At 70.0% G+C, this 24,252-nt stretch carries 24 protein-coding genes; 15 read left to right on the top strand and 9 right to left on the bottom strand.

Features of this window, described 5'->3' with window-relative positions:
• The first annotated feature begins 163 nt into the window (after positions 1 to 163).
• Positions 164 to 2,968 (top strand): preprotein translocase subunit SecA, encoded by a 2,805-nt coding sequence (gene secA / locus AC1ROW_RS06520; protein ID WP_493018021.1) that lies wholly within the window; start codon positions 164 to 166, stop codon positions 2,966 to 2,968.
• A 114-nt stretch (positions 2,969 to 3,082) separates the two neighbouring features.
• Here secA and AC1ROW_RS06515 read toward each other — a convergent pair whose 3' ends face one another.
• On the bottom strand, positions 3,083 to 3,640 hold the full coding sequence (locus AC1ROW_RS06515; protein ID WP_493018020.1) for an Rv3235 family protein: 558 nt from the start codon (positions 3,638 to 3,640) through the stop codon (positions 3,083 to 3,085).
• A gap of 140 nt (positions 3,641 to 3,780) precedes the next feature.
• On the opposite strand from AC1ROW_RS06515, the gene AC1ROW_RS06510 reads away from it, so the two are divergent.
• On the top strand, positions 3,781 to 5,274 hold the full coding sequence (locus AC1ROW_RS06510) for a sensor histidine kinase (protein WP_493018019.1): 1,494 nt from the start codon (positions 3,781 to 3,783) through the stop codon (positions 5,272 to 5,274).
• A gap of 129 nt (positions 5,275 to 5,403) precedes the next feature.
• Here the strand turns inward: AC1ROW_RS06510 and AC1ROW_RS06505 are convergent, their stop codons facing one another.
• Entirely contained in the window at positions 5,404 to 5,652 is a 249-nt protein-coding gene (locus tag AC1ROW_RS06505) for a WhiB family transcriptional regulator (RefSeq protein ID WP_018190103.1), read from the bottom strand.
• A gap of 226 nt (positions 5,653 to 5,878) precedes the next feature.
• On the opposite strand from AC1ROW_RS06505, the gene AC1ROW_RS06500 reads away from it, so the two are divergent.
• From AC1ROW_RS06500 to AC1ROW_RS06470, 7 genes are all read left to right on the top strand, one after another.
• Complete coding sequence (locus tag AC1ROW_RS06500; protein WP_493018018.1) at positions 5,879 to 6,319, top strand: hypothetical protein; 441 nt, start codon at positions 5,879 to 5,881, stop codon at positions 6,317 to 6,319.
• Positions 6,320 to 6,354: 35 nt separating this feature from the next.
• Positions 6,355 to 7,110 (top strand): DUF1684 domain-containing protein, encoded by a 756-nt coding sequence (locus AC1ROW_RS06495; protein WP_493018017.1) that lies wholly within the window; start codon positions 6,355 to 6,357, stop codon positions 7,108 to 7,110.
• Positions 7,111 to 7,176: 66 nt separating this feature from the next.
• On the top strand, positions 7,177 to 8,679 hold the full coding sequence (locus tag AC1ROW_RS06490; protein ID WP_493018016.1) for an ABC transporter substrate-binding protein: 1,503 nt from the start codon (positions 7,177 to 7,179) through the stop codon (positions 8,677 to 8,679).
• Positions 8,680 to 8,773: 94 nt separating this feature from the next.
• Complete coding sequence (locus AC1ROW_RS06485) at positions 8,774 to 9,736, top strand: ABC transporter permease (protein WP_493018015.1); 963 nt, start codon at positions 8,774 to 8,776, stop codon at positions 9,734 to 9,736.
• Positions 9,733 to 10,611 carry an ABC transporter permease gene (locus AC1ROW_RS06480; RefSeq protein ID WP_493018014.1) on the top strand — a complete coding sequence of 293 codons (879 nt, stop codon included), beginning with the start codon at positions 9,733 to 9,735 and terminating at the stop codon, positions 10,609 to 10,611. Before AC1ROW_RS06485 ends, AC1ROW_RS06480 begins: the two co-directional genes overlap by 4 nt.
• The gene (locus AC1ROW_RS06475) at positions 10,608 to 11,396 is read left to right on the top strand and encodes an ATP-binding cassette domain-containing protein (RefSeq protein ID WP_493018013.1); all 789 of its coding nucleotides are present in this window, start codon (positions 10,608 to 10,610) and stop codon (positions 11,394 to 11,396) included. The genes AC1ROW_RS06480 and AC1ROW_RS06475 overlap by 4 nt, the downstream gene beginning before the upstream one ends.
• Positions 11,393 to 12,157 (top strand): ABC transporter ATP-binding protein, encoded by a 765-nt coding sequence (locus AC1ROW_RS06470; RefSeq protein WP_493018012.1) that lies wholly within the window; start codon positions 11,393 to 11,395, stop codon positions 12,155 to 12,157. The genes AC1ROW_RS06475 and AC1ROW_RS06470 overlap by 4 nt, the downstream gene beginning before the upstream one ends.
• 82 nt (positions 12,158 to 12,239) lie before the next feature.
• Here AC1ROW_RS06470 and AC1ROW_RS06465 read toward each other — a convergent pair whose 3' ends face one another.
• The 4 genes from AC1ROW_RS06465 to aroA form a co-directional block, all read right to left on the bottom strand.
• Positions 12,240 to 12,881, bottom strand: coding sequence for an acetate uptake transporter (locus tag AC1ROW_RS06465; RefSeq protein ID WP_493018011.1), 642 nt, complete (start codon positions 12,879 to 12,881; stop codon positions 12,240 to 12,242).
• A gap of 91 nt (positions 12,882 to 12,972) precedes the next feature.
• On the bottom strand, positions 12,973 to 13,446 hold the full coding sequence (gene bcp / locus AC1ROW_RS06460; protein ID WP_493018010.1) for a thioredoxin-dependent thiol peroxidase: 474 nt from the start codon (positions 13,444 to 13,446) through the stop codon (positions 12,973 to 12,975).
• A gap of 59 nt (positions 13,447 to 13,505) precedes the next feature.
• On the bottom strand, positions 13,506 to 14,552 hold the full coding sequence (gene rsgA, locus AC1ROW_RS06455; RefSeq protein ID WP_493018009.1) for a ribosome small subunit-dependent GTPase A: 1,047 nt from the start codon (positions 14,550 to 14,552) through the stop codon (positions 13,506 to 13,508).
• Positions 14,553 to 15,917, bottom strand: a complete 1,365-nt coding sequence (gene aroA / locus AC1ROW_RS06450) for a 3-phosphoshikimate 1-carboxyvinyltransferase (protein WP_493018008.1) — start codon at positions 15,915 to 15,917, stop codon at positions 14,553 to 14,555. It lies immediately after the preceding gene.
• Between the two features lie 175 nt (positions 15,918 to 16,092).
• Here aroA and AC1ROW_RS06445 point away from each other — a divergent pair, with 175 nt between their 5' ends.
• Together AC1ROW_RS06445 and AC1ROW_RS06440 are read left to right on the top strand one after the other, a co-directional pair.
• Positions 16,093 to 16,701 carry a sigma-70 family RNA polymerase sigma factor gene (locus AC1ROW_RS06445; protein ID WP_493018007.1) on the top strand — a complete coding sequence of 203 codons (609 nt, stop codon included), beginning with the start codon at positions 16,093 to 16,095 and terminating at the stop codon, positions 16,699 to 16,701.
• A complete protein-coding gene (locus AC1ROW_RS06440) occupies positions 16,698 to 16,943 on the top strand; it encodes a zf-HC2 domain-containing protein (RefSeq protein WP_369960741.1) in 246 nt (81 codons plus the stop codon). The genes AC1ROW_RS06445 and AC1ROW_RS06440 overlap by 4 nt, the downstream gene beginning before the upstream one ends.
• Positions 16,944 to 17,038: 95 nt before the next feature.
• Here the strand turns inward: AC1ROW_RS06440 and AC1ROW_RS06435 are convergent, their stop codons facing one another.
• Together AC1ROW_RS06435 and AC1ROW_RS06430 are read right to left on the bottom strand one after the other, a co-directional pair.
• Positions 17,039 to 17,818 carry a VOC family protein gene (locus AC1ROW_RS06435; protein ID WP_493018006.1) on the bottom strand — a complete coding sequence of 260 codons (780 nt, stop codon included), beginning with the start codon at positions 17,816 to 17,818 and terminating at the stop codon, positions 17,039 to 17,041.
• Positions 17,819 to 17,862: 44 nt separating this feature from the next.
• A complete protein-coding gene (locus AC1ROW_RS06430) occupies positions 17,863 to 19,287 on the bottom strand; it encodes an MFS transporter (RefSeq protein WP_493018005.1) in 1,425 nt (474 codons plus the stop codon).
• A gap of 174 nt (positions 19,288 to 19,461) precedes the next feature.
• Between AC1ROW_RS06430 and AC1ROW_RS06425 the strand changes: the two genes are divergently transcribed.
• The 3 genes from AC1ROW_RS06425 to AC1ROW_RS06415 are packed head-to-tail and all read left to right on the top strand — an operon-like array spanning position 19,462 to position 22,984.
• Positions 19,462 to 21,573 (top strand): arylsulfatase, encoded by a 2,112-nt coding sequence (locus AC1ROW_RS06425; RefSeq protein WP_493018004.1) that lies wholly within the window; start codon positions 19,462 to 19,464, stop codon positions 21,571 to 21,573.
• Positions 21,513 to 21,818: a hypothetical protein gene (locus AC1ROW_RS06420; protein WP_493018003.1), complete on the top strand. Its 306-nt coding sequence runs from the start codon at positions 21,513 to 21,515 to the stop codon at positions 21,816 to 21,818. Before AC1ROW_RS06425 ends, AC1ROW_RS06420 begins: the two co-directional genes overlap by 61 nt.
• A 53-nt stretch (positions 21,819 to 21,871) precedes the next feature.
• Positions 21,872 to 22,984: an epoxide hydrolase family protein gene (locus tag AC1ROW_RS06415; protein ID WP_493018002.1), complete on the top strand. Its 1,113-nt coding sequence runs from the start codon at positions 21,872 to 21,874 to the stop codon at positions 22,982 to 22,984.
• A 167-nt stretch (positions 22,985 to 23,151) separates the two neighbouring features.
• Here the strand turns inward: AC1ROW_RS06415 and AC1ROW_RS06410 are convergent, their stop codons facing one another.
• The gene (locus AC1ROW_RS06410; RefSeq protein ID WP_493018001.1) at positions 23,152 to 23,502 is read right to left on the bottom strand and encodes a metalloregulator ArsR/SmtB family transcription factor; all 351 of its coding nucleotides are present in this window, start codon (positions 23,500 to 23,502) and stop codon (positions 23,152 to 23,154) included.
• 262 nt (positions 23,503 to 23,764) lie between these two features.
• Between AC1ROW_RS06410 and AC1ROW_RS06405 the strand changes: the two genes are divergently transcribed.
• Complete coding sequence (locus tag AC1ROW_RS06405) at positions 23,765 to 24,169, top strand: arsenate reductase ArsC (RefSeq protein WP_493018000.1); 405 nt, start codon at positions 23,765 to 23,767, stop codon at positions 24,167 to 24,169.
• Positions 24,170 to 24,252: the final 83 nt, after the last annotated feature.

The following is a 24,252-nucleotide window of genomic DNA, read 5'->3' as shown; positions in this document are numbered from 1 at the left end:
ACGCCCCATTCACCGGTCTTTCAGCCCCCTCCCAGGGAGCACGGGACGACCTCGGGGGAGGACCAAGTACGATGTTCTCTAACGTCGGCGGAGTGTGCCGTCCGGCGTGCGCCCGCCGGGGCGCGGGCATCATCGGCCCGACCGAGCAAAATGGAGTGCATCAGTGGCCTCAGTTCTTGAAAAGGTTCTCCGCGTCGGCGAGGGACGCACCCTCCGGCGCCTGGAGGCGTACGCGAAGGCGGTCAACGCCCTCGAGGACGACTTCAGCGAGCTGACCGACGACGAACTCATGCACGAGACCGTCGAGCTGCGCGAGCGCTACAGCAACGGCGAGTCGCTGGACGACCTCCTCCCCGAGGCGTTCGCCGCCGTGCGCGAGGCGTCCAAGCGGACCCTCGGCATGCGCCACTTCGACGTGCAGATCATGGGTGGCGCGGCCCTGCACCTGGGCAACATCGCCGAGATGAAGACCGGTGAGGGCAAGACGCTGGTGGCGACCACCGCGGCGTACCTCAACGCGATCACGAGCCGCGGCGTTCACGTCATCACCGTCAACGACTACCTGGCGAGCTACCAGTCGGAGCTGATGGGCCGCGTCTTCCGCGCCCTCGGCATGACGACCGGGGTGATCCTCTCGGGCCAGACCCCCGAGGAGCGCCGCGAGCAGTACGCCGCCGACATCACCTACGGCACGAACAACGAGTTCGGCTTCGACTACCTGCGCGACAACATGGCGTGGCAGGCGAGCGACATGGTCCAGCGCGGCCACTACTTCGCGATCGTGGACGAGGTCGACTCGATCCTGATCGACGAGGCGCGCACCCCGCTGATCATCTCGGGCCCGTCCTCCGGCGAGGCCAACCGCTGGTTCAACGAGTTCGCCAGCCTCGCCACCCGACTGACCCCCGAGGTCGACTACGAGGTGGACGAGAAGAAGCGCACCGTCGGCGTGCTCGAGCCGGGCATCGAGAAGGTCGAGGACTACCTCGGCATCGACAACCTGTACGAGTCCGCGAACACGCCGCTCATCTCCTTCCTCAACAACGCGATCAAGGCCAACGCCCTGTTCAAGCGCGACAAGGACTACGTCGTGATGAACGGCGAGGTGCTCATCGTCGACGAGCACACCGGCCGCATCCTGGTCGGCCGCCGCTACAACGAGGGCATCCACCAGGCGATCGAGGCCAAGGAGGGCGTGGAGGTCAAGGCCGAGAACCAGACCCTCGCCACGGTCACCCTGCAGAACTACTTCCGCCTCTACAAGAAGCTGTCCGGCATGACCGGTACCGCCGAGACCGAGGCGGCCGAGTTCATGAGCACCTACAAGCTCGGCGTCGTCCCGATCCCGACGAACAAGCCGATGCAGCGCAAGGACCAGCCGGACCTCGTCTACAAGAACGAGAAGGCGAAGTTCGACCAGGTGGTCGAGGACATCGCCAAGCGGCACGAGAAGGGCCAGCCGGTCCTGGTCGGCACGACGAGCGTCGAGAAGAGCGAGTACCTCTCGCGCCTCCTCGCCAAGAAGGGCGTGCGCCACGAGGTCCTGAACGCGAAGAACCACGCGCGCGAGGCCGCGATCGTCGCCCAGGCCGGACGCCTCGGCTCCGTCACTGTCGCCACCAACATGGCCGGTCGCGGTACCGACATCATGCTCGGCGGCAACGCCGAATTCCTCGCGGTCGCGGAGATGAACGCGCGCGGCCTGTCGCCGGTCGAGACCCCGGACGAGTACGAGGAGGCCTGGGACGGCGTCTTCAACGAGGTCAAGGCCAAGGTCGCCGAGGAGGCCGAGAAGGTCATCGACGCCGGCGGCCTCTACGTGCTCGGCACCGAGCGCCACGAGTCCCGCCGCATCGACAACCAGCTCCGTGGCCGCTCCGGCCGTCAGGGCGACCCGGGCGAGAGCCGGTTCTACCTGTCGCTCACCGACGACCTGATGCGCCTGTTCAACGCCGGCGCCGCCGAGAGCCTGATGGGCCGCACCAGCGTGCCCGACGACATGGCGATCGAGTCGAAGGTCGTCAGCCGGGCCATCCGCAGCGCGCAGTCGCAGGTGGAGGCGCGCAACGCCGAGATCCGCAAGAACGTCCTCAAGTACGACGACGTCCTCAACCGCCAGCGCGAGGCGATCTACAGCGACCGCCGGCACATCCTGGAGGGCGACGACCTGCACGAGCGCGTGCAGAAGTTCCTCACGGACGTGATCGACGACATCCTCGACCAGCACACCGGCGAGGGCAGCGGAGACGACTGGGACTTCGACGCGCTGTGGGCCGAGCTGAAGACGCTCTACCCGGTGGGCGTCTCGATCGACGAGGTCATCGCCGAGGCGGGCAACAAGGGCCGCATCAACCGCGACTTCATGCGCCGCGAGATCATGTCCGACGCCAAGATCGCCTACCAGAAGCGCGAGGAGTCGATCGGCTCGCCGGCGATGCGCGAGCTGGAGCGCCGCGTGGTGCTCTCGGTCATCGACCGCCGCTGGCGCGACCACCTCTACGAGATGGACTACCTCAAGGACGGCATCGGCCTGCGGGCCATGGCGCAGCGCGACCCGCTGGTCGAGTACCAGCGCGAGGGCTACGCCATGTTCCAGCAGATGATGGGCGCGATCCGCGAGGAGACGGTCGGCTTCCTCTTCAACGTCGAGGTGGAGGTCAACCAGGCCCCCGACGAGGTCGCGCCCGCAGTGGCGGCCAAGGGCCTGAACCGCGGCGAGTCGGACACCCGCCTGAGCTACTCGGCTCCGGGCGAGCAGGGCGAGGTCGAGGTTCGCAACCAGCGCGGCCAGCTCGAGAAGGCGGCGACCGACCGGGCGCAGCGCCAGCAGCGCCAGGCGTCGCCCGCCGCGTCGGCGCCGCCTGCCCAAGGCGCGTCGCAGCGGGGCGCGTTCGGCCAGCGCGTGGAGGACGGGGACGAGGCTCCCGTGAACCGCGCGGAGCGCCGGGCCCAGGCCAAGAAGCGCTGACCTCGGACGCCGAGGACGGAACTCCCGAAGGGCGGAGCGGTCGATGACCGCTCCGCCCTTCGGCGTCCCTGCCGGGTGTCGCGGCGCTACCGTCGGCACGGCGGTCCCGGCCCGCTAGAGCACGGTGATCGCGGTCGCGCGCCAGCGCGCCCGGTGGCGCTCCAGTCGCAGCGCCACGGCGCGCGACCGCGTCGGCTGGTGGATCATCACGACCGCCTCCACGACGGAGTCGCCGAGCCGGTTGAGCAGCGGCTCGCCCACGCGCACGCGGGGACGCCGGGCTTCGTCGCCCGTGACCTCCCTGGAGCGGGCGGCGATGACCGTGCGGCGCAGCAGCTGGATGAAGACGGAGTCGCTGACCCAGCGGCCGAGCTGATCGAGCGGGCGCGCGCCCGCCAGGATCTCGATGACGCAGAGCGCGAGCTTCGCGCAGAGGAGGCGGGCGTCCTCGCCCAGTCCCTGATCCGTCTGCAGGTCGTCTCCGGACGCCTGGAGCTCGGAGTCGAGCGTCCGGGGCTCGAACGCCGCCCGGTCGGGTGGTGGGACGGGCGCCCGCGGCGGCGCGACCGGCGGCGGCACGAGCCGCAGCGGCGGGCGGCCGGCGGTCGGCCGGTTCGTCGTGGACCGCTCCAGCGCGGGCCGTTCGAGGACGGGGGAGAGAAGTGCGTTCATGCTGGTGGTGCTCGATTCTTTCTCGTCGACGGTGTTCGTCGGTGCGTGGTGAACACTCAATCAGCGCGCCGCGCGGGTGGTCCAGGGCCTGAACGCGGGTGTGGACAACCGGTGCCGCGCGGTCTGTCTATAGTGGGGGAGTGTCGACGCTCAGTGATCTCGTCCATGCCCAAGGTCGTTCCTCCGAGGCGGACGTGGAGTGGCTTCACAGCCTCGTCGGCGACTGGCAGCTGCTGGCCGATCTGGCCTTCGCCGACATCGTGCTCTGGGTGCCGACGACGGACGACGACTTCGTCGCCGTGGCGCACGCCCGTCCGTCGAGCGCGGCGACGCTGTTCTACCGCGACTTCGTCGGCCAGCGGATCAAGCCGGAGTGGCGCCAGCAGGTCACCGACGCGTACCTGACCAAGCAGATCATCGACACCTCCGCCCCGGACTGGTACGAGGAGACCCCGACGCGCGTGCGCGCCGTCCCGGTGATCCGCCGGCTCAGCGTGCACTCACCGGACACGGCGGCCGAACCGGTCGCCGTCATCACGCGGCACACCAACCTCAGCGAGGCGCGCACCCCCAGCCGCCAGGAGCTGACCTTCAACGACTGCGCGAACGACCTGTTCGCAATGATCGCCAGCGGCGACTTCCCGGACCTGGGCGCGCCCGCCGCTCCGCGCCGGGGGGCCCCGCGCGCGGCGGACGGCCTGATCCGACTCGACGACACCGGCATCACCACGTTCGCCAGCCCGAACGCGCTGAGCGCGTTCAACCGGATGGGCTTCACCGGTGAGCTGGAGGGCGAGTCGCTGGCGACCGTCACGACCAAGCTCCTCGCCGGCACCATCACGGTGGACGAGTCGCTCCCCCTGGTGGTCACCGGCCGCGCGCCGTGGCGCACCGACATCGAGGCGCGCGGCGTGACGGTGTCGCTGCGCACCATCCCGATCCGCAACCGCGGGGAGCGCGTCGGCGCGATCGTGCTGTGCCGCGACGTCTCGGAGCAGCGGCATCAGGAGCGCGAGCTCATCACCAAGGACGCGACGATCCGCGAGATCCACCACCGGGTGAAGAACAACCTCCAGACCGTCGCCTCGCTGCTGCGCATCCAGGCCCGCCGGACCCACTCGGAGGAGGCGAGGGAGGCGCTCAGCCAGGCGATGCGCCGCGTCGCCGCGATCGCGGTCGTGCACGACACGCTCTCGACCGGCCTCGCCCAGATCGTCGACTTCGACGACGTGTTCGACCGGGTGCTGCTGCTGGTGGCGGAGGTCGCCGCCAGCCACACGACGACGGTGCACCCGAAGAAGTCCGGCACGTTCGGCACGTTGCCGAGCGAGTACGCGACGCCGCTCGCGCTGGCGCTGACGGAGCTGGTCACCAACGCGGTCGAGCACGGCCTCGCGGGCCGCGAGGGCCAGGTGGAGATCGTCGCGGACCGGACCGAGGACTCGCTCACCGTCAAGGTCGTCGACAACGGCTCCGGGCTTCCGGAGGGCAAGGTCGGCTCGGGCCTGGGCACGCAGATCGTGCGCACCCTGATCCAGGGCGAGCTGGGCGGAGCCATCGACTGGCACACGATGATGGGCCAGGGCACCGAGGTGACCATCGAGGTCCCGCTGCGCTACCTCACCACAGTCTGACCGTCTCGGCGGGGCGCCGGACGTAAAACGCCGAGGGGCGCTTCCGGACGATGACGTCTGCTAGGTGTTCGGAAGCGCCGCCTCGGCGGCAATGCTGCTGTGATTCGGGATGGATCGCTGAGTGGGTGTTCAGGAAGCGCGACGGGCGCGGGCGGCGCGACGCTTGAGCGCGCGGCGCTCGTCCTCGGAGAGGCCGCCCCAGACGCCGGAGTCCTGACCGGTCTCGAGGGCGTACTGCAGGCAGATCTCGGTCACGGTGCAGCGCGCGCAGACCGCCTTCGCCTTGTCGATCTGGTCGACCGCGGGTCCCGTGTTGCCGACGGGGAAGAACAGCTCGGGGTCTGCGGTCAGGCAGGCGGCTTTGTCGCGCCAATCCATGAAGATATGCTCCTTGTTCGCTGGATGTTTCCTGGCCCGAGGGGGCCTAGAATGCAGGTAAGCAGCCGCGTTACAGGGTTCTTCAGATCCTTGGGGAATGAGACCTGCCCACCACCCTGTGAGCACTAACTCGGCCTTGAATATGCTCCCATAGCAGTTGATTCGGATCAATAGTTCTGCATGGGATAACGCTGTGAACACAAGCCCGAAACGTCTGGATGCTATAGTGACCGACCCCCGCTCCCGGCCTCCGCTGCTGATCGTCCTCGCGGTGATCCTCACGCTCGAAGCTCTCCTGGTCACCGGACTCGCGGCCTGGCTGCTGGTCGAGCTTCTCACGACCACCCCCCAGTCGTACACCACCGCGGTGGCGATCACGATCCTCGTGGTGCTCGGCGCCGCGTGGCTGATCCTCACGCTCGTCGGCATCCTCCGGATGCGCGCCTGGGCGCGCGCGTCCACGGTGACCATCCAGATCCTGATGATCGCGGTCGCCGTCGGCAGCTTCGAGGGCCTCGTCGGAGGCCGGCCCGACCTCGGCTGGGCGCTGCTCATCCCCGCCGTCATCGCCGCCGTCCTGGCGCTCGCACCCTCCGTCGTCCGGGCCACCGTGCGCCCCGCCGACGCCGACGAGGACGCCGATCGCAATACGGGGACACACGAATAGCGTGACGCGGGAACAAGGCGCAGACTCGCACTGTTATGGCCAATATCGTGACTGAACTCTCCGCTCCGGCCCTCGCATCCCCGTCCACCATCCAGACCGCGGAGGCCGGCTACGCCGACTGGCGCGCCTGGCGGCTCTCGTCGGTCGCGGCCCCGACCGGCAATCTCGCCCTCATCGAGACCCGCTGGCTCGCGGACGGCGACGAGACCACCCCCGAGCAGGCGCTCGCCGGGCACCCCGAGACGGTGACCGCTACCGAGCTGAGCCGTCGCAACCTCGACACCGGCGCGCCCGAACGCGGCATCCGGCTGTGGGACGCGGCCTCCCCGGCGATCCGTGCGTTCGAGACGATCAGCGCGTTCCCGTTCGACCCGTCCTGGGTCGTGGAGGCCACCTTCACACCGGTGAGCGACGCGCGCACCATTCCGTTCGAGCACATCCGCGACAACGGCCTGACCCGAGACCTGGTCGTGCCGGGCGACATCACCTTCTCGCGCGACGGCGTCGACTACACGCTGAGCGCGTTCGACGACGACGGCACGCTGCTCCTGGTCTTCGGCGACCCGACGAACGGCGACGAGGGCCCCGACGGCACCTACGCGTCCGGGCGCTTCCTGTTCGTGACGCGCGACGGCGACCGCGCCGTCCTCGACTTCAACCGTGCCTTCGTTCCACCGTGCGGCTTCTCGGACCAGTACAACTGTCCGCTCCCGCCGAGGAACAACCGCTTCCCGATTCCGGTCACCGCCGGCGAGAAGCGTGTCGTCCTCCGTGACGGCGCCGTGCACTGAGCTCCGGCTCCGCCTCTCTTTCACCCCCTCGCACACCCCCACTCCACACAGCACAGGAGAACTCCGTTGAGAAAGACCCCCCTGCTCGCCACGATCGCGATCGGCATCGCCGCCTCCCTGGCGCTCGCCGGCTGCTCCAGCGCCGCGTCGTCGTCGTCGTCCGCCGGCACCGACGCGTCGATCGCCGTCGGCTCGCTCTACGAGCCCGTCAACCTGGACAACACCGCCGGTGGCGGCCAGGGCGTCACCGAGGCACTGAACGGCAACGTCTACGAAGGGCTGTTCAAGCTCACCGACGACGGCAAGGTGCAGCCGCTGCTCGCGACGAAGTACACGACGAGCTCCGACGGCCTCACCTACACGTTCACCCTCCGCGATGGGGTGAAGTTCCACTCCGGCAAGGCGCTCACCAGCGAGGCGGTCAAGACGAGCATCGAGCGCGTCCTCGCGACAGACTCCCAGTCGGCCCGCAAGTCGCAGCTCGCCGTCATCTCCGGCATCCAGACCCCGGACGCCAAGACCGTGGTGATCTCGCTGAAGTCGCGCTCCATCTCGCTGCCGTACAACCTCAGCTACGTCTGGATCTACGGCCCCGGCACCGCGAACTACAAGACGGCGGAGGACGGCACCGGCCCGTACACGCTCGGCACCTGGAAGCGCGGCAGCTCGCTCAGCCTCGAGCGCTGGAGCGGCTACTGGGGCAGCAAGGCGAAGAACAAGGAGGTCGTCTACGACTACTTCACCGACGCCAGCGCCCTCTCCAACGCCCTGCTGACGAACCAGGTCGACATCGTCACCAGCATCCAGAGCCCGGACTCGCTCACCCAGTTCGAGGGCAACAAGGACTACACGATCAGCAACGGCAAGTCGACGACCAAGGAACTCCTGGCCTTCAACGACAAGGTCGCGCCCTTCAACAACGCGGAGGTCCGCAAGGCGGTCTACTCGGCGATCGACACCAAGAAGCTGCTGAGCTCGATCTGGGGAAAGTACGGCACGCTCATCGGCTCGATGGTCCCGCCGAGCGATCCCTGGTACGAGGACCTCACCAAGGTCAACCCGTACGACACCGCGCTCGCGAAGAAGGAGCTGGCCGCGGCCGGCCTCCCGAACGGCTTCACGTTCACCCTCGACACGCCCACGTACGACCCGCACCCCGCGGTCGCGGAGTTCCTGAAGAGCGAACTCGCCAAGGTCGGCATCACCGTGAACATCAACTCGATCTCGGCCGACCAGTGGTACACCAAGGTGTTCAAGAACCACGACTTCACGGCGACCCTGCAGGAGCACGTGAACGACCGCGACGTGGTCTGGTACGGCAACCCCGACTTCTACTGGGGCTACAACAACCCGCAGGTCACGGCGTGGGTGAACGAGGCCGAGCAGTCCTCGACCACCGCCGAGCAGACGGCGAAGCTGAAGCTCGTCAACCAGCAGATCGCCAAGGACGCCGCCAGCGCGTGGCTGTACCTCTACCCGCAGATCGTGGTGGCGTCGAGCTCGGTGAGCGGCTACCCGGTGAACGGGCTCAACTCGCAGTTCTACGCGTACGACATCACGAAGAAGTAAGGAATCCTCCACAGGACAGTCGTCCGAACGGCTTGTCCACCGATGCTCGGGAGGCCCGCGAACGGGTCTCCCGAGCATCTACGCTGAAACGACTATGACCTCCTATCTCCTCCGCCGCACCGCGTTCCTCGTGGTGTCCCTGCTGCTGGCGATGGTCGTGCTGTTCTTCCTGCTTCGGGTGCTGCCTGGCGACCCGGCCAACGCGCTGCTGTCCGCCAGCGCGACGCCGCAGCAGATCAAGGCGGCGCAGGAGCAGGTGGGCAGCAACCTCCCGCTGCCCGAGCAGTTCGCGAACTGGTTCGGCTCCCTGCTGACGCTGAACCTCGGGCACTCCTTCATCACGTCGCTCCCCGTCGGGCCGGAGATCGCGTCGCGGCTGGCGGTGACCATCCCGCTCACGCTGCTGGCGTTCGTGCTCGCGCTCGTCCTGGCACTCCCGATCGGTTTCATCGCCGCCTGGAAGGCCGACCGCTGGTACGGCCTGGTGCTCTCCGCCTTCTCGCAGCTCGGCATCGCGGTGCCGGTGTTCTGGGTGGGCATCCTGCTGGTGGACGCCTTCGCGGTGAACCTGCGCTGGTTCCCGTCCGGCGGGTTCCCGCGTGACGACTGGGCCGACCCCGCGTCCGCGCTGCAGTCGCTCGCGCTGCCGGTCATCACCATCGCCATCGTGATGAGCGCGTCCATCGCGCGGTACGTGCGCAGTGCGACGCTCGACGTCATCGGCAGCGACTACCTGCGCAACGCCCGCGCTCTCGGGTCCGGGTTCGGCCGAGCGATGTGGCGGCACGGTCTGCGCAACGGCGCGGTGCCGGTCATCTCCATCCTCGGCATCGAGCTGGCGACGACCTTCCTCGGCGCCGTCGTGGTCGAGAGCGTCTACACGCTGCCGGGGCTGGGCAGCATGCTGCTCACGGCCATCCAGCAGCACGACTACCCGGACATCCAGGGCATCCTGTTCGTCTCGACGCTGCTGGTCCTGATCGTCGGCTTCGTGGCCGACATCGTGCAGCGGCTGATCGACCCGCGCCTGCGGCAGAGCATCTCGGGCAATCGATGAGCGCGGTCGTGCAGCAGGCGGCGCAGACGGCGCCGGATCCTCAGGAGCGGGCGCGTCGTCGCGCGCGGCGGTCCGTGACGCTCGGGATCGGGCTCGCCCTGGTCGGAATCGTGGTGCTCGTCGCCGCGCTCTCGTTCGTGTGGCTCCCGTTCTCGCAGGGCGACACCTCGGGAGGGCGGCTGCAGCCTCCGGGCGGAACGCACTGGCTGGGCACCGACCGGTTCGGGCGCGACCTGACCACGCAGCTCATGATCGGCGCCCGGATCGCGCTGGCCGTGGGCGTCGGCGCAGTCGCGATCGGCGCGCTCATCGGCGTCACGATCGGGATGCTGGCGGCGTTCGCCACGCGCTGGCTGGACGACACCATCTCGGCGGTGCTGGACATCATCATCGCCTTCCCCGTGCTGCTGCTCGCCATGCTCATCGTCGCCGCGCAGGGCGCCTCGCTCGGCACGGCCATCCTGGCCATCGGTCTGGCGATGTCGGCGGTCGTGGCCCGGCTCACCCGCGTGCTGTCCAAACGGGTGCTCGCACAGCAGTATGTGACCGCGGCGCGCACCGCCGGCACGTCCTGGGGCGGGATCGTCGCCCGGCACGTCCTCCCGAACATCTGGCCGACGCTCGGCGTCAATCTGGCGCTCCAGTTCGGCGTCGCCGTGCTCGCCGAGGCGAGCCTGTCGTACCTCGGGCTCGGAGCGCCGCCGCCCAACGCCTCGTGGGGCCGGCTGCTGCAAGAGGCGCAGGGCACCGTCTCCGTCGCACCCGTCGGCGCGATCGCGCCCGGCGTGGCACTCGTCGTGCTGGTGGTCGGCGTCAACCTGGTCGCCGACGGCCTGCGGGATGTGGCCGACCCGACGCGAAGGAGGCCGCGATGATCCTCGACGTGCAGAACCTCGGCGTGACGGCACGCGACGGGTCGCCGCTGGTAACGGACGTGTCCTTCCGGCTGGACGCGGGCGAGCGGCTGAGCCTGATCGGGGAGTCCGGATCGGGCAAGTCGCTGACCTCCTTCGCGATCACCGGCCTGCTGCCGGACGGGCTGACCGCGACCGGCAGCGTCGAGCTCGCCGGCGTCCAGGTGATCGGCGCGAAGGAGCGGGCGCTCGTCCCGCTGCGCGGACGCACCGCCTCGACGGTGTTCCAGGAGCCGCTGACCGCCCTCGACCCGCTGATGCGCCTCGGCGCGCAGGTGGCCGAGCCGCTGCGCCGGCACCTGGGGCTGCGCGGCGCCGCGCTGCGCGACGCCGTCCACTCGGCCCTGGAGGAGGTGCGCCTCCCCGACCCGGAGCGGATCGCCCGCGCGTACCCGCACGAGATCTCCGGAGGCCAGCGGCAGCGCGTCGCCATCGCCGCCGCCCTCGCCTGCCGCCCGCAGCTGCTCATCGCAGACGAGCCCACGACAGCGCTCGACGTGACCGTGCAGGCCGACATCCTGGCACTGCTCGACGCGCTCGTCGCCGAACGCGGCATGGCCCTGCTGTTCGTCAGCCACGACCTCGCCGTCGTGTCGCGCATGACCGAGCGCGCCCTGGTGCTGCGCGCGGGGCGCGTGGTCGAGGAGAGCACGATCGAGCGCATCCTGACCTCCCCGGCCGACCCGTACACCGCCGACCTCGTGCGCAGCGCGCGCGAGCTGGACGCCGCCCTGGAGGTAAGATGACCGCCGTCCTCGAGCTCCGCGACGCGGGCTTCCGCTACCGCCGGGCGCCCGGCGCGGCGCTGGAGGACGTGTCCTTCACCGTCGAGTCCGGCCGCAGCGTCGGCCTGGTGGGGGAGTCGGGCGCGGGCAAGACCACCGTGCTGTCCCTGCTGCTGGGGCTCGCGAGCCCGACCTCCGGGAGCGTCTTGTTCGACGGGAGTCCGCTCGACCGCGGCGACCGTGCACTGATGCGCGAGTTCCGCCGCAGCGTCCAGACGGTCTTCCAGGACCCGTACTCGTCCCTCGACCCGCGCCAGAGCGTCGGCAGGATCGTCGGCGAGCCGCTCGCCTCGCTGCGGATCGCCTCCGGCGCCGACGCACGCTCGCGTGTCGCCGAGGCTCTCCGCGCCGTCGCCCTGCCGGAGGACGCAGCCGGCCGCTACCCGCACGAGTTCTCCGGCGGCCAGCGCCAGCGCATCGCGATCGCCCGCGCGATCGTCTCGCGCCCGCGCGTGCTCCTCGCCGACGAGCCGGTCAGCGCCCTCGACGTGACCACGCGCATCCAGATCATCGAACTCTTGGGGGAGCTCGCTGCGGCGGAGGGGATGACGGTGGTGATGGTGTCCCACGACCTCAGCGTCGTCGCGACGCTCTGCGAGCAGACGGTCGTGCTGCGGTCCGGGCGCGTGGTGGAGCAGGGGCCGACCCGGGACGTGCTCGGCGCGCCGCGGGCCGCCTACACGCAGCGCCTGATCGCCTCGGTGCCGCGGCTGCCCGCGTAGGTACGACCTCGGCCGCGCCATCGGGCGCGAACGACCCCTTGCGGCGCGGGCGTCTGCACCACCCGCGACCCGAAGCGCCTCCCTACGCGCGCGGCCACACCGGCAGAACCTCGCGCTTCCACGTCGCGTTCGTCACGCCGGCCCACGAGGTGTAGAGCGCGACCGCCGCCGTCGCCAGTCCCAGCCAGCCGCCCACCTGCGTCGATACCGGCGCACTCGCCAGGTCCCCGATGGTGAGCGCGACGAAGGTCAGCGTCAGCAGCACGAAGACCGTCAGCGTCGCCCCGTTCGTCTTCGCCGCGGCGACCGTCATCAGAGCCGTGAAGATCGTCCACGCGAACAGGAAGAAACCGACGCCGAGGGGGCCGGCGTCGTCCGCCAGCCCCGGGGCCGTCCGCAGCCACCAGAACGACAGCCAGAAAGCGCCGTACGAGGTGAAGGCGGTGGCCCCGAACGTGTTGCCGCGCGCGAACTCCCACAGCCCCGCCGCGAACTGCGTGAGGCCGCCGTAGAACAGCGCCATCGCGATGGCCGTGGCGCCGGCTTCCCCGACCAGGCCCGCGTTGGCGAGGCTCAGCAGCATCGTGGTCAGCGCAAACGCCGCCAGCCCGAGCGGGCCCGGATCGGCGACCTCGGCTCGCGCCGGGGTCGTTGCCGGTGTCGGGGCCGTGGCCGGAGCCGGGGTCGTGGGATGGTCGATGGTCCGCTCGGCGGTTGCGCTCATGCGGTGCACTCCTTCGTACGAGATCGGCCGGAACGGCCGTCCCTCGACATTAGAATGCCAGATGGAAGATTGCAAACGCCTCCGGCGGATGTCAGTCCAGGCCGAGCTTCTTCCGCAGCGACGCGACGTGGCCGGTCGCCTTCACGTTGTAGAGCGGCAGCCGGACGGTGCCGTCCGGGTTCAGCACGAACGTCGAGCGGATGACGCCCGTGACGGTCTTGCCGTAGAGCTTCTTCTCGCCGTACGCGCCGTACGCCTCGTGGACCGCGAGGTCCTCGTCCGACAGCAGCGGGAAGTTCAGGCGCTCCTGCTCCTGGAACTCCTTGTTCTTGGCCGGGACGTCCTTCGAGATCCCGATGACCCGGTAGCCGCTGGAGGCGAGCGAGTTGAGGTTGTCGCGGAAGTCGCAGGCCTCGGTCGTGCAGCCCGGCGTCATCGCGGCCGGGTAGAAGTAGACGATCACGTTGTCGCCCGAGTAGTCGGAGAGCGAGACGGGCTTGCCGTCCTGATCCTGGAGCGTGAAGGTGGGCGCGGGCTGTCCCGCTTCGAGTCGAACCTCAGTCATGACACCATTCTGCCCTGCTCGCGGAGGGACGGCGCCGGGGGCGGCGGAGGGTACCGCGCTCAGCGCGCGAAGGTGGCGAGGAGGCGCTGCAGCGAGTCCAGCCGGGCGCGGCCGGTCTCGCCGAGCCGGCCCTCCTCGACGGCCTCGATGATCGCGCAGTCCGGCGCGTCGGGCAGGTGCGTGCAGCCGCGCGGGCAGTCCTCGGCGATCGCGGCCAGGTCGGTGAACGCCTTCAGGATGCTCGCCGTGTCCACATGCCCCAGCCCGAACGAGCGCACGCCAGGGGTGTCGATGACCCAGCCGTGGCCGTCGGCGTTCTCCACCCGCAGCGACACCGTGGAGGACGACGTGTGCCGGCCGCGCCCGGTCACTACGTTGACGTGCCCGGTCGCGCGCTTGGCGCCGGGAACGATCGCGTTCACCAGAGTGGACTTGCCCACGCCCGAGTGGCCGACCACCACGGTGTCATGGCCGACCAGCGCGGCCGTGATCTCGTCGACCGGGATGTGATCCTCCCGGCTGGTGAACACCGGGAGGTCCAGGCCGGCGAAGTTCTCCAGGAACGGCGCGGGGTCGGCGAGGTCGATCTTGGTCACGCACAGCATCGGCTCGATGCCCGCGTCGTACGCGGCGACCAGGTAGCGGTCGACCAGCCGGGTGCGCGGTTCCGGGTTGGCCGCGGCCACGACGATGAGCATCTGGTCGGCGTTGGCGACGATCACACGCTCCACCTCGTCGGTGTCGTCCGCGCTGCGGCGCAGCAGGGTCGAGCGCGGCTCGATGCGCACGATGCGGGCGAGCGTGCCCTCCTCCCCGGTGGTGTCGCCGACGACGGCGACGCGGTCGCCGGTCACGATCGGCTTGCGCCTCAGTTCGCTCGCGCGCGCCGCGGTGACCTGACGCTCGTCGGCGGTGTCCTCGTCCAGGAGCACCGTGTACCGGCCGCGATCCACGCCGAGGACGCGCGCGATCTCCGCGTCGGCGTGCTCCGGCCGGGTCTTGGTGCGCGGCCGGTTCCCCTTGGGGTTCGGCCGGGAGCGGATGGCCGACTCGTCGTAGAGGTCGTACTCGTCGTCCTCGTCGTCGTCATCCGACCACCACGACATCTACGCCGCCGCGCCTTCGGCCAGCATCCGGGTCCAGAGCTGCGGGAACTGCGGCAGGGTCTTGGCGGTGGTCGCGATGTTCTCGATCTCCACGCCGGGGACGACCAGGCCGACGATCGCGCCCGCGGTCGCCATCCGGTGGTCCTCGTAGCTGCGCCACGCGCCGCCGGTCAGCGGGCGCGGCTCGATGCGGAGGCCGTCCTCCAGCTCGGTCACCGCACCGCCGAGCCCGTTGAGCTCGGCAGCGAGGGCGGCGAGCCGGTCGGTCTCGTGATGGCGGATGTGGCCGATTCCGGTGATCTCGCTCGTGCCGTCGGCGAAGGCCGCGATCGCCGCGATCGCGGGGACCAGCTCGCCACCGGTGGACAGGTCGATCGTGATCGGCCGGATGCGCTCGGGCCCCGTCACGGTGAGCCGGTCGCCGTCCTTCGTCACGGTCGCGCCGAACAGCGGCAGCAGGTCGGCGAGGTCGGCGCCCACCTGCGTGGTCGTCTCCGGCCAGCCGGTGATCGTGACGGAGCCTCCGGTGACGACCGCGGCCGCCAGGAACGGCGCCGCGTTGGAGAGGTCGGGCTCGATGTCCACGTCGCGCGCCCCGATCGCGCCGGGCCGCACGATCCAGCGGCCGACCTCGGGCGACTCCACCGTCACGTCGCGCGCGGCGAGGGCGGCGATCGTCATCTCGATGTGCGGGAGGCTCGGGAGGCGCTCCCCGGAGTGCGTCAGGTCGATGCCCTCCTCGAACCGGCTCGCCGACAGCAGCAGGGCGCTGACGAACTGACTGGAGCTGGACGCGTCGATCCCGATCGCGCCGCCCTGGACCGTGCCGGTGCCGTGCACGGTGAACGGGAGGGCGCCGCGGCCGTCGTCGTTCACGTCGACGCCGAGCGCGCGCAGCGCCGCGATGATCGCGCCCATCGGGCGGCCGCGGGCCGAGTCGTCGGCGTCGAACATCGTCGGGCCGAGCGCGAGGCCGGCCAGCGGCGGAACGAAGCGCATGACGGTGCCCGCCTGTCCGCACTCGATGGTGGTGCTGCCGATCAGCTCCTCCGCCGGCGTGATCAGGAAGTCGGCGCCGAACTCGCTTTCACCCGGCTGCTCGACGATCGAGACGCCGAGAGCCCGCAACGCTTCGACCATGTTGGCGGTGTCGCGGGAGTGCAGCGGCGCGCGCAGCAGGGACGGGCCGTCGGCGAGGGCCGAGAGCACCAGCTCGCGCGCGGTCAGCGACTTGGAGCCGGGCAGCGAGACGGAGGCCGTCACGGGGCCGCCGGCGACCGGCGCCGGCCACAGCGTGTTCGGCTCCTCGGCGCGGTTGTCGCCGTACGGATCGAAGTCGGGGGCGGAATATTTCGAGATGAGCATTGTTGTCAAGATTATCCGCGATCGAGCCCGAAGGAAGGATCGGCCCGTGCCTGCAGCCACCGCTGTCCTCGACGCCCCGCGTACCCGCGCACTGGCGCCGTCGATGGTCCGACCTCCCCGCCATGTCCTGGGGCGTCAGGTCGCTCAGCCGTCGCCGGAACTAGACTGGCCCCTGATGAGCACCGAAACCGAGGACAAGGGCGCGCTGTTCGAAGAGCAGGCGCTTCCCTTCATGGACCAGCTCTACGCGGCCGCCCTGCGCATGACGCGCAACCCGGCGGACGCGCAAGACCTCGTCCAGGAGACCTACGTCAAGGCGTATGCCGCCTTCTCGCAGTTCCAGCAGGGCACGAACCTGAAGGCGTGGCTGTACCGCATCCTCACCAACACGTTCATCAACACCTATCGCAAGAAGCAGCGCGAGCCGTACCAGGGGACGATCGACGAACTCGAGGACTGGCAGCTCGGAGGCGCGGAGTCGACCACCGCATCCTCCAGCCGCTCGGCCGAGGCGGAGGCGATCGACCACCTGCCCGACAGTGCCGTCAAGGACGCGCTGCAGGCCATCCCGGAGGACTTCCGGCTGGCCGTCTACCTCGCCGATGTCGAGGGATTCTCCTACCAGGAGATCGCCGACATCATGAAGACCCCGATCGGCACCGTCATGAGCCGCCTCCACCGCGGCCGCCGGATGCTCCGGGAGCTTCTGACCGACTACGCGCACGAGCGCGGGCTCTCAGCGGTCCAGGGCCCGGCCGTGCAGACCACCAGGAGAACGAAATGACCGACTGCGGCTGTGAGAAGGCGAAGGCCGAACTCGAGGAGTACCTGCGCAACGAGCTCTGCAACGAGGATGCTGCAGACGTCCGCGAGCACCTCGCGCACTGCGACGGCTGCTCGAGCGAGGCGCACCTGAACGTCGTGCTCACCGAAGTGGTGCAGCGCGCCTGCAAGGAGACGGCACCCGAGACGCTGCGCACCGAGGTGCTGCTGCGCATCCGCTCCTTCCAGGCCTCCGTGCACTGAGGTTCGCACCGCACTGAGGTTCGCGCCCCGATTCGTCACGAATGTCGCGTTTGACGCGCTCAAACGCGCGATTGGTGACGAATGTTCTGTGCGGGTCAGGCGATGGAGCCTGGGACCTCGTGGAGGAAGAACAGGCCGCCCAGCGGGTCGGTGACCTGCGCGAACCGGCCGAACTCGCTGTCCCACGGGTCACGGATCGCCGTGCCGCCGAGCTCGATCACCCGGGCGACAGCCGCCGCCGCGTCCTGGACGCCGAAGTACACCACCCAGTGCGACGGCACTCCCGGGGGCAGCATCCCGTCGGCGTCGAAGACCCCGCCGCTCGGCGCCTCCGGGTCCCCGAAGGTCAGGTAGCGGAAGTCCGCGGTGTCGCCGAGCACCTGCGTGGTCCAGCCGAAGACGCGCGTGTAGAACTCCACCTGCTCGGCGTAGCTGCGCGCGTACAGCTCGTGCCAGGAGAGGCCGCCCACCTCGGCGACGAGCTCGAAGCCGCGGTGCTGCTCGGGCTCCCACAGCCCGACGACCGCTCCGCCCGGGTCGGCCACGACCGCCAGCCGCCCCTGGTCGCCGATCGTCATCGTGGGGGAGAGCACCTGCGCGCCGGCGGCGGCGGACGCCCGCTCTCCGGCCTCCGCGTCCTCCACCAGCAGATAGGTCAGCCACGCGTTCGGCTGCTGGCCTTCCATCGCCTCGCCCATCCCGGCGACCAGGCGTCCGTCGCGGCGGAAGGTCACGTAGCCGCCGTACTCGCCGCCGCCGGCCTCGGCCGTCCAGCCGAACAGCGACGTGTAGAACTCCTGGGCGCGGGGGAGGTCGGTGGCGGCGTAGTCCACCCAGCAGGGCTCACCGAGACGGTGCGTGGTCACGACGGTCATGGCGTCAACGTACGCCCGGCGGACGCCGCCCGGCTAGGGATCCGCTACGCCGTGCTCCCCGCCGCGGCCGGCCCATCCGACGTCGAGGCCGCCGCCGTCCGCGGGAGCAGCACGGCCGCGATCAGCCCGGTTGCCCCCAGCAGCGCGACCACGGCCATCGCGATGCCGTACGCCTCGCCTCCGCGCGGGAGGTTCGCCACCAGGATCGTCCCGGCGATGGCGGTGCCGAACGTCGAACCGAGGTTGGAGACGCTGCGCGAGAGGCCGGAGATCTCGCCCTGCACCCGCTCCGGGAACGCCGACTGCACCACGTTCACCGACGGGGTCAGCATGAGGCCGAGGCCGGCGCCGATGAGGAACAGGCCGGGCACGAACGGCCAGCCGCCCGTCGTCCCCTCGACCAGCAGGATCAGCAGCACCACCCCGGGCACGCACAGCACGAACCCGGTGACGATCAGGCTGCGCTGCGAGAACCGGCGCGCCAGCCTCCCGGCCAGCAGGGAGGTCAGCAGGAGCCCGACCGTCGCGGCGGTGAAGATCACGCCGGTCTGGATCGCGTTGTAGCCGCGCACCACCTGGAGGTACGCCGACACCGTGAACGACGTCCCCATCAGGATGACCCACTGCAGGTTCTGGGTGATCAGCGCGAGGTTCGACACCCGCACCCGGAACAGGCTCGTGGACAGCAACGGCGCCTTCCCGGCCCGCTCGCGCCGCCGCACCCAGAGGAAGAACCCCACCAGGATCGCGACCCCGGCCAGCACGAGCACGATCATCAGCGGCACGCTCGTGTCGGCGGCGAGGATCCCCATCACCAGCACGAACAGTCCGAGCGCCGACAGGATCGCGCCCACGGTGTCGAACGGCCGCTTCGGGTCGGCGGGCAGCGGGTCGGTCAGCGAGCGGCTGAGCAGCAGGATGACGACGATCACGAGCGCCTGGAACAGGAACGCCGCCCGCCAGCTGATCCCGGTCGTGATCAGTCCGCCGATCAACGGCCCGGCCGCCGCGCCGACGCCCCCCATCCCGCTGATGATCCCGAATGCGACTGCGCGGGTCGGGATGTCCGGCAGGCAGATCGTGGTGAGGATGTAGACAGGCGGGATGAGCATCGCCGTCCCGACGCCCTCCAGCAGCGAGTTGCCCAGGATGACGGCCCAGAGCCCCGGCGCGGCCGCGGTGACGAGTGCGCCCACCCCGTAGACGATCAGGCCGATCACGAAGCTGCGCTTGCGGCCGATGTTGTCGGTCAGCTTGCCCATCGGGATCATCAGCGCCGCCATGGTGAGCAGGAACAGGGTGATGCTGACCTGGATGCCCTGGACCGTCGTGCCGAGGTCGCGCGACATGTCGTTGATCATCACGTTCATATTCGAGCCGGCGAAGCTGCAGATGAACTGCGCCAGCGCGAGCGGCGCGATGATGCGGCGGATGGTGGCCTGCGAGGCCGCTGCGGTCGTCCCTGTCATGTCGGTTCCCGGGGTCCCCTCGCTCCCGATCGGTGCGCTCGGCGGGATGCTACTGCGGCCGGTCCGTGCGGTGCAATCGGTCTTGCCGCCGCCGGACGGGCCGGGTTAGGGTGCGGCCGTCCGGCGTCCCCGGCGTCGTCCGGCGTCGGCCGGCCGGAGACAGAGGGGGACGACATGCCCGCACCGTTCCGTGGTCGAATCGACCTGGACATCCGCGACTCGGAGCCCGACTGGACTCCGTTCGAGCCGCCCACGGCCCCGGACGGCGCGCCCAACGTCGTCCTCATCGTGCTGGACGACGTCGGGTTCTCGGCGATGAGCTGCTACGGCGGTCCGATCGAGACGCCGAACATCGACCGGCTGGCGGACTCGGGTGTGCGGTTCACACAGTGGCACACGACTGCGCTGTGTTCGCCGACCCGCTCGGCGCTCCTCACCGGCCGCAACCACACCCGCAACTCGATGGCGTGCATCACCGAGGCCGCGACCGGTTTCCCGAACGCCAGCGGCACGATCCCGCAGGAGAACGGGATGCTCTCGCAGATCCTCGGGGAGCAGGGCTGGAACACCTACATCGTGGGCAAGTGGCACCTGTGCCCGTCCGACGAGATGAATCTGGCCTCCACGCGCCGCAACTGGCCGACCGGCCGCGGGTTCGAGCGCTTCTACGGCTTCCTCGGCGCCGAGACCAACCAGTGGTACCCGGACCTCGTGTACGACAACCACCCCGTCGACCAGCCGGCGTCGCCGGAGGACGGCTACCACCTCACCGTGGACCTCACCGACAAGGCGATCGAGTTCATCGGCGACGCGAAGGCGCTCGCACCGGACAAGCCGTTCTTCCTCTACTACGCGCCCGGCGCCGCGCACGCCCCGCATCACGCGCCGAAGGAGTGGATCGAGAAGTACGCCGGGCGTTTCGACGGCGGCTACGAGGCGATGCGCGAGGAGATCCTGCAGCGGCAGATCGCGCTCGGGCTGGTGCCGGAGGGAACGGTGCTGCCGCAGATCAACCCGATCGGGACGCCGGAGACGCGCAGCGGCCCGGAGGGACAGCCGTTCCCGCCGCTGGACGTGACCAAGCCGTGGGACTCGCTCGGCGACGACGAGAAGCGGCTCTACGCGCGGATGGCGGAGGTCTACGCCGGGTTCCTCGCGCACACCGACGACCAGATCGGCCGCCTGCTCGACTACCTGGAGGAGTCGGACAACCTCGAGAACACGCTGATCGTGCTGGTCTCCGACAACGGCGCCAGCGGCGAGGGCGGCCCGGACGGCTCGGTCAACGAGAACAAGTTCTTCAACGGCATCCCGGACAGCCTGGAGGAGAACCTCGCCCTGCTGGACGAGCTGGGCGGCCCCAAGACCTACAACCACTACCCGAACGGCTGGGCGATGGCCTTCAACACCCCGTTCAAGATGTGGAAGCGCTACGACTACAACGGCGGGACGGCCGACCCGTGCATCGTCTCCTGGCCGAAGAAGCTCGGGCACGGCGGCGAGCTGCGGCACCAGTACCACCACGCGATCGACATCGTCCCGACCATACTCGACCTGCTGGAGGTGCAGGTCCCGGAGCAGATCGGCGGGCACGTGCAGTCCCGGATGGACGGGGTGAGCATGCGTTCGGCGGTCGCGGACGCGTCCGCGCCGACGACGCGGAGGACCCAGTTCTACGCGATGCTCGGTTCGCGCTCCCTCTGGCACAACGGCTGGAAGGTGGTGTCGAACCACCCGGTGCTCAGCGGCTGTGCCGGTTCAACGACGACACCTGGGAGCTCTACCACACCGATGTCGACCGGTCGGAGGTCCACGACCTGGCCGCCGAGCATCCGGACATGGTTCGCGAACTGGTCAACCTGTGGTTCGCGGAGGCCGGCGCCAACCAGGCCTTCCCGCTGGACGACCGCTCGGCGATCGAGATCCTGCTCACCCCGCGTCCACAGCTCACGAGCCCGCGCGACCGCTACGTCTATCGCGTCGGCGGCGCGGAGATCCCCGAGTCGCAGGCGGTCAACATCCGCAACCGCTCGTACGCGATCGGCGCGCTCGTGGACGTGCCGGAGACGGGAGCGGAGGGCGTGCTCTTCGCGCACGGCGCCCGGTTCGGCGGCCACACCCTGTACGTCAAGGACGGACGGCTGCACTACGTCTACAACTTCGTGGGCAGCCTGGAGCAGCGCGTCGACGCGACGGAGGACCTCCCGGCGGGCGAGAGCATCATCTTGTCGGCGGCGTTCGAGAAGGACGGCGAGGAGGCACCGGGCCTCGCGACCGGCATCCTGAGCCTGTATCACGGCGACCACAAGGTCGGCGAAGGCCGCATCAAGACGCAGCCGGGCTACTTCTCGCTCACCGGCGAGGGCCTGTGCGTCGGCTACGACGGCGGCGAGCCGGTGACCGACGACTACCCGGGCGAGCGGCCGTTCCGGTTCACGGGCGGGACGCTGCACCGGGTGGTCGTGGACGTCAGCGGCGAGCCGTACCTGGACCTCGAACGGCAGGCCGCGGCGATGCTGGCGCGGGAGTAGCGGGATCGGGCCCGGCGGTTACGGCTGTCGGGCCTTCCCGCTAGCGTGGCGGCATGGCCATCGACGACTTCCGCATCCACGTCCCCGACGACGCCCTCGCGGACCTCCGGCACCGCCTCGAACGCACCCGCTACCCGCGCTCGCCGCGTGCCGGCTGGGAGGGCGGCCTCGGCTGCGACCGGCTGCGTGCCCTCGTGGACGGCTGGCTGGCGTTCGACTGGCGTGCGGAGGAGGAGCGGCTGAACGCCGTCGAGCAGCACGTCGCCGACGTGGCGGGTCACCGCGTGCACTTCGCCCGTGTGCGCGGAACGGGCGCAGGCCCGCACACGCCGCTGCTGCTCCTGCATGGCTGGCCGAGCGCCTTCGTGGAGTACCTCCCGCTCGCGCGGCTGCTCTCCGACTCGTTCGACGTCATCGTCCCGTCGCTGCCCGGGTTCGTGTTCTCCGAGGCGCTGGAGCCGCCGCTGACCCGGCGCGCGATCGCGGACGCGCTGCACGGACTGATGACCGAGACGCTCGGGTTCGAGCGCTACGCGACCTTCGGCGGCGACATCGGCGGGGGAGCCTCCACCTGGCTCGGGGTCGACCATCCGGACAGCGTGGTCGGCATCCAGTTGCTGAGCGGGCCCTTCCCCGAGGGCGACGCGGTGGACGACGACGAGCGCCGCTACCTGGCCGCACTGGACGAGTACGACCGGCTGGACGGCGGCTACAGCGAGATCATGCTCAGCCGCCCCGATACGATCGCGGCGGCGTTGAACGACTCCCCGGCCGGGCTGCTGGCGTGGATCGCCGACAAATGGCACGACTGGATCGACACCGGCGACGACGCCGACGGCGCCTGGCAGCGCGTGGTCGACTCCGGCATCCTGTACACGATCGCAACGCTGTACTGGACGACCGAGAGCATCGGGACGTCGTTCCAGCAGTACTACGACTACGAGCAGAACCCGCCCCGCCCGCCGTTGGCGGCGCCGGTCGGTGTCTACCTGGCACGGGAACCGGCCATGTCGGGCTTCCCGCGCTCGCTGGCCGAGCGGGCGGCGCCGCGGCTGGTGGAGTTCGTGGAGGCTCCGGCGGGCGGGCACTTCGCGGGGTTCGAATATCCGGAGGTCGCAGCGGAGGCGATCCGCGGGTTCCTTTCGCGGCTGGGGGAGGATGGCTGAGTCGATCGCCTCGCGTCGGCGCGCGGCTGAGACCGGGTTCGTGACGCTCTGCTTCGGGATCGCCACCGCCGGCCCGAGGCGGAGATCGGCCGTGCGGTCGGCCGGGCGAACAGCAGGCTTGCGACCGAGCCGGACTGATCGGAGCCGGACCGTCGATCCCGAGCGCGTCAGACCGACGTCAGGAACGACGACACGATGTCGAGCGAGCCGGGCACGATCCGGTAGTAGGCCCAGGTGCCGCGCTTGCTCCGGCTGAGGAACCCGGCGTCCGCGAGGACCTTGAGGTGGTGGGAGACAGTCGGCTGGGAGAGGTCGAGCGGCTCGGTAAGGTCGCAGACGCACGCCTCGCCGTCCTCATGGGCGGCGACCATCGAGAGCAGTCGGAGCCGGGCGGGGTCGGCCAGCGCCTTCATCGCCCGGGCGACCGAGACGGCGTTCTCCTCGCTGATCACCTCTTTGGTGATGGGCGCGCAGCAGGCCTGAAGGTCGCGCAGGGGGAGCAGCTCGGTGATCGCCATGGGTCGATCATCCCGCATATATTGACAGACGTCAATGTATGCGTTCATCCTGGGTTCATCGACAAACGTCGATGGAGAAGGGAGAATGACCATGGGATGCTGCGACACGACCGAATGCCAGCCGCTGCCGGACGGGTCCTGCCCGCCCGATTGCTGCTGACCGCACAGCGCTGCTGACAGCACAGGCGCTGCTGACAGCTCGCCGGGCCGCCGCACCCCGCGGGCGGCGGCCCACCACCTTCCCTCGACCTGGAGACCCCGGATGACCGACACCACCCCCACCGTCCTCTTCGTCTGCGTCCACAATGCCGGCCGCTCGCAGATGGCCGCGGGCTACCTGAGCGCGCTCGGCGGGGACCGGGTGCGGGTGCTGTCCGCCGGTTCCGAGCCCGCCGACCGCCTCAATCCGATCGCGGTCCAGGCGATGGCGGAGGAGGGCATCGACATCGCCGCGAACACCCCTGCCATCCTCACGACGGAGGCGGTCAAGGAGTCCGACGTCGTCATCACGATGGGGTGCGGCGACACCTGCCCGATCTTCCCGGGCAAGCGCTACGAGGACTGGGACCTCACCGACCCGGCCGGTCGGCCGATCGAGGACGTGCGGCCGATCCGGGACGAGATCAAGCGGCGGGTGGAGAACCTGCTCGCGGAGGTGCGGGGCTAACGGAGGAAATCCACCTCGCCAGACCCCCGAAATGCAGCGAACGGAGGAGGGGGGGGGGGGAAGGGGGGGGGGATCCTTCGTTT

This window comes from Leifsonia sp. GW821-FHT13C09 (assembly GCF_058806435.1).
Note: the sequence above shows the minus strand (reverse complement) of the source record. Positions and strands in the feature narration are given on the sequence as shown.

Coding starts and splice junctions, on each gene's coding strand:
- AC1ROW_RS06515 (WP_493018020.1), bottom strand. CDS start 3,640: ATGAACGCACTTCTCTCCCCCGTCCTCGAACGGCCCGCGCTGGAGCGG.
- AC1ROW_RS06505 (WP_018190103.1), bottom strand. CDS start 5,652: ATGGATTGGCGCGACAAAGCCGCCTGCCTGACCGCAGACCCCGAGCTG.
- AC1ROW_RS06495 (WP_493018017.1), top strand. CDS start 6,355: ATGGCCAATATCGTGACTGAACTCTCCGCTCCGGCCCTCGCATCCCCG.
- AC1ROW_RS06485 (WP_493018015.1), top strand. CDS start 8,774: ATGACCTCCTATCTCCTCCGCCGCACCGCGTTCCTCGTGGTGTCCCTG.
- AC1ROW_RS06480 (WP_493018014.1), top strand. CDS start 9,733: ATGAGCGCGGTCGTGCAGCAGGCGGCGCAGACGGCGCCGGATCCTCAG.
- AC1ROW_RS06475 (WP_493018013.1), top strand. CDS start 10,608: ATGATCCTCGACGTGCAGAACCTCGGCGTGACGGCACGCGACGGGTCG.
- AC1ROW_RS06470 (WP_493018012.1), top strand. CDS start 11,393: ATGACCGCCGTCCTCGAGCTCCGCGACGCGGGCTTCCGCTACCGCCGG.
- AC1ROW_RS06465 (WP_493018011.1), bottom strand. CDS start 12,881: ATGAGCGCAACCGCCGAGCGGACCATCGACCATCCCACGACCCCGGCT.
- bcp (WP_493018010.1), bottom strand. CDS start 13,446: ATGACTGAGGTTCGACTCGAAGCGGGACAGCCCGCGCCCACCTTCACG.
- rsgA (WP_493018009.1), bottom strand. CDS start 14,552: ATGTCGTGGTGGTCGGATGACGACGACGAGGACGACGAGTACGACCTC.
- aroA (WP_493018008.1), bottom strand. CDS start 15,917: ATGCTCATCTCGAAATATTCCGCCCCCGACTTCGATCCGTACGGCGAC.
- AC1ROW_RS06445 (WP_493018007.1), top strand. CDS start 16,093: ATGAGCACCGAAACCGAGGACAAGGGCGCGCTGTTCGAAGAGCAGGCG.
- AC1ROW_RS06440 (WP_369960741.1), top strand. CDS start 16,698: ATGACCGACTGCGGCTGTGAGAAGGCGAAGGCCGAACTCGAGGAGTAC.
- AC1ROW_RS06435 (WP_493018006.1), bottom strand. CDS start 17,818: ATGACCGTCGTGACCACGCACCGTCTCGGTGAGCCCTGCTGGGTGGAC.
- AC1ROW_RS06430 (WP_493018005.1), bottom strand. CDS start 19,287: ATGACAGGGACGACCGCAGCGGCCTCGCAGGCCACCATCCGCCGCATC.
- AC1ROW_RS06425 (WP_493018004.1), top strand. CDS start 19,462: ATGCCCGCACCGTTCCGTGGTCGAATCGACCTGGACATCCGCGACTCG.
- AC1ROW_RS06415 (WP_493018002.1), top strand. CDS start 21,872: ATGGCCATCGACGACTTCCGCATCCACGTCCCCGACGACGCCCTCGCG.
- AC1ROW_RS06410 (WP_493018001.1), bottom strand. CDS start 23,502: ATGGCGATCACCGAGCTGCTCCCCCTGCGCGACCTTCAGGCCTGCTGC.
- AC1ROW_RS06405 (WP_493018000.1), top strand. CDS start 23,765: ATGACCGACACCACCCCCACCGTCCTCTTCGTCTGCGTCCACAATGCC.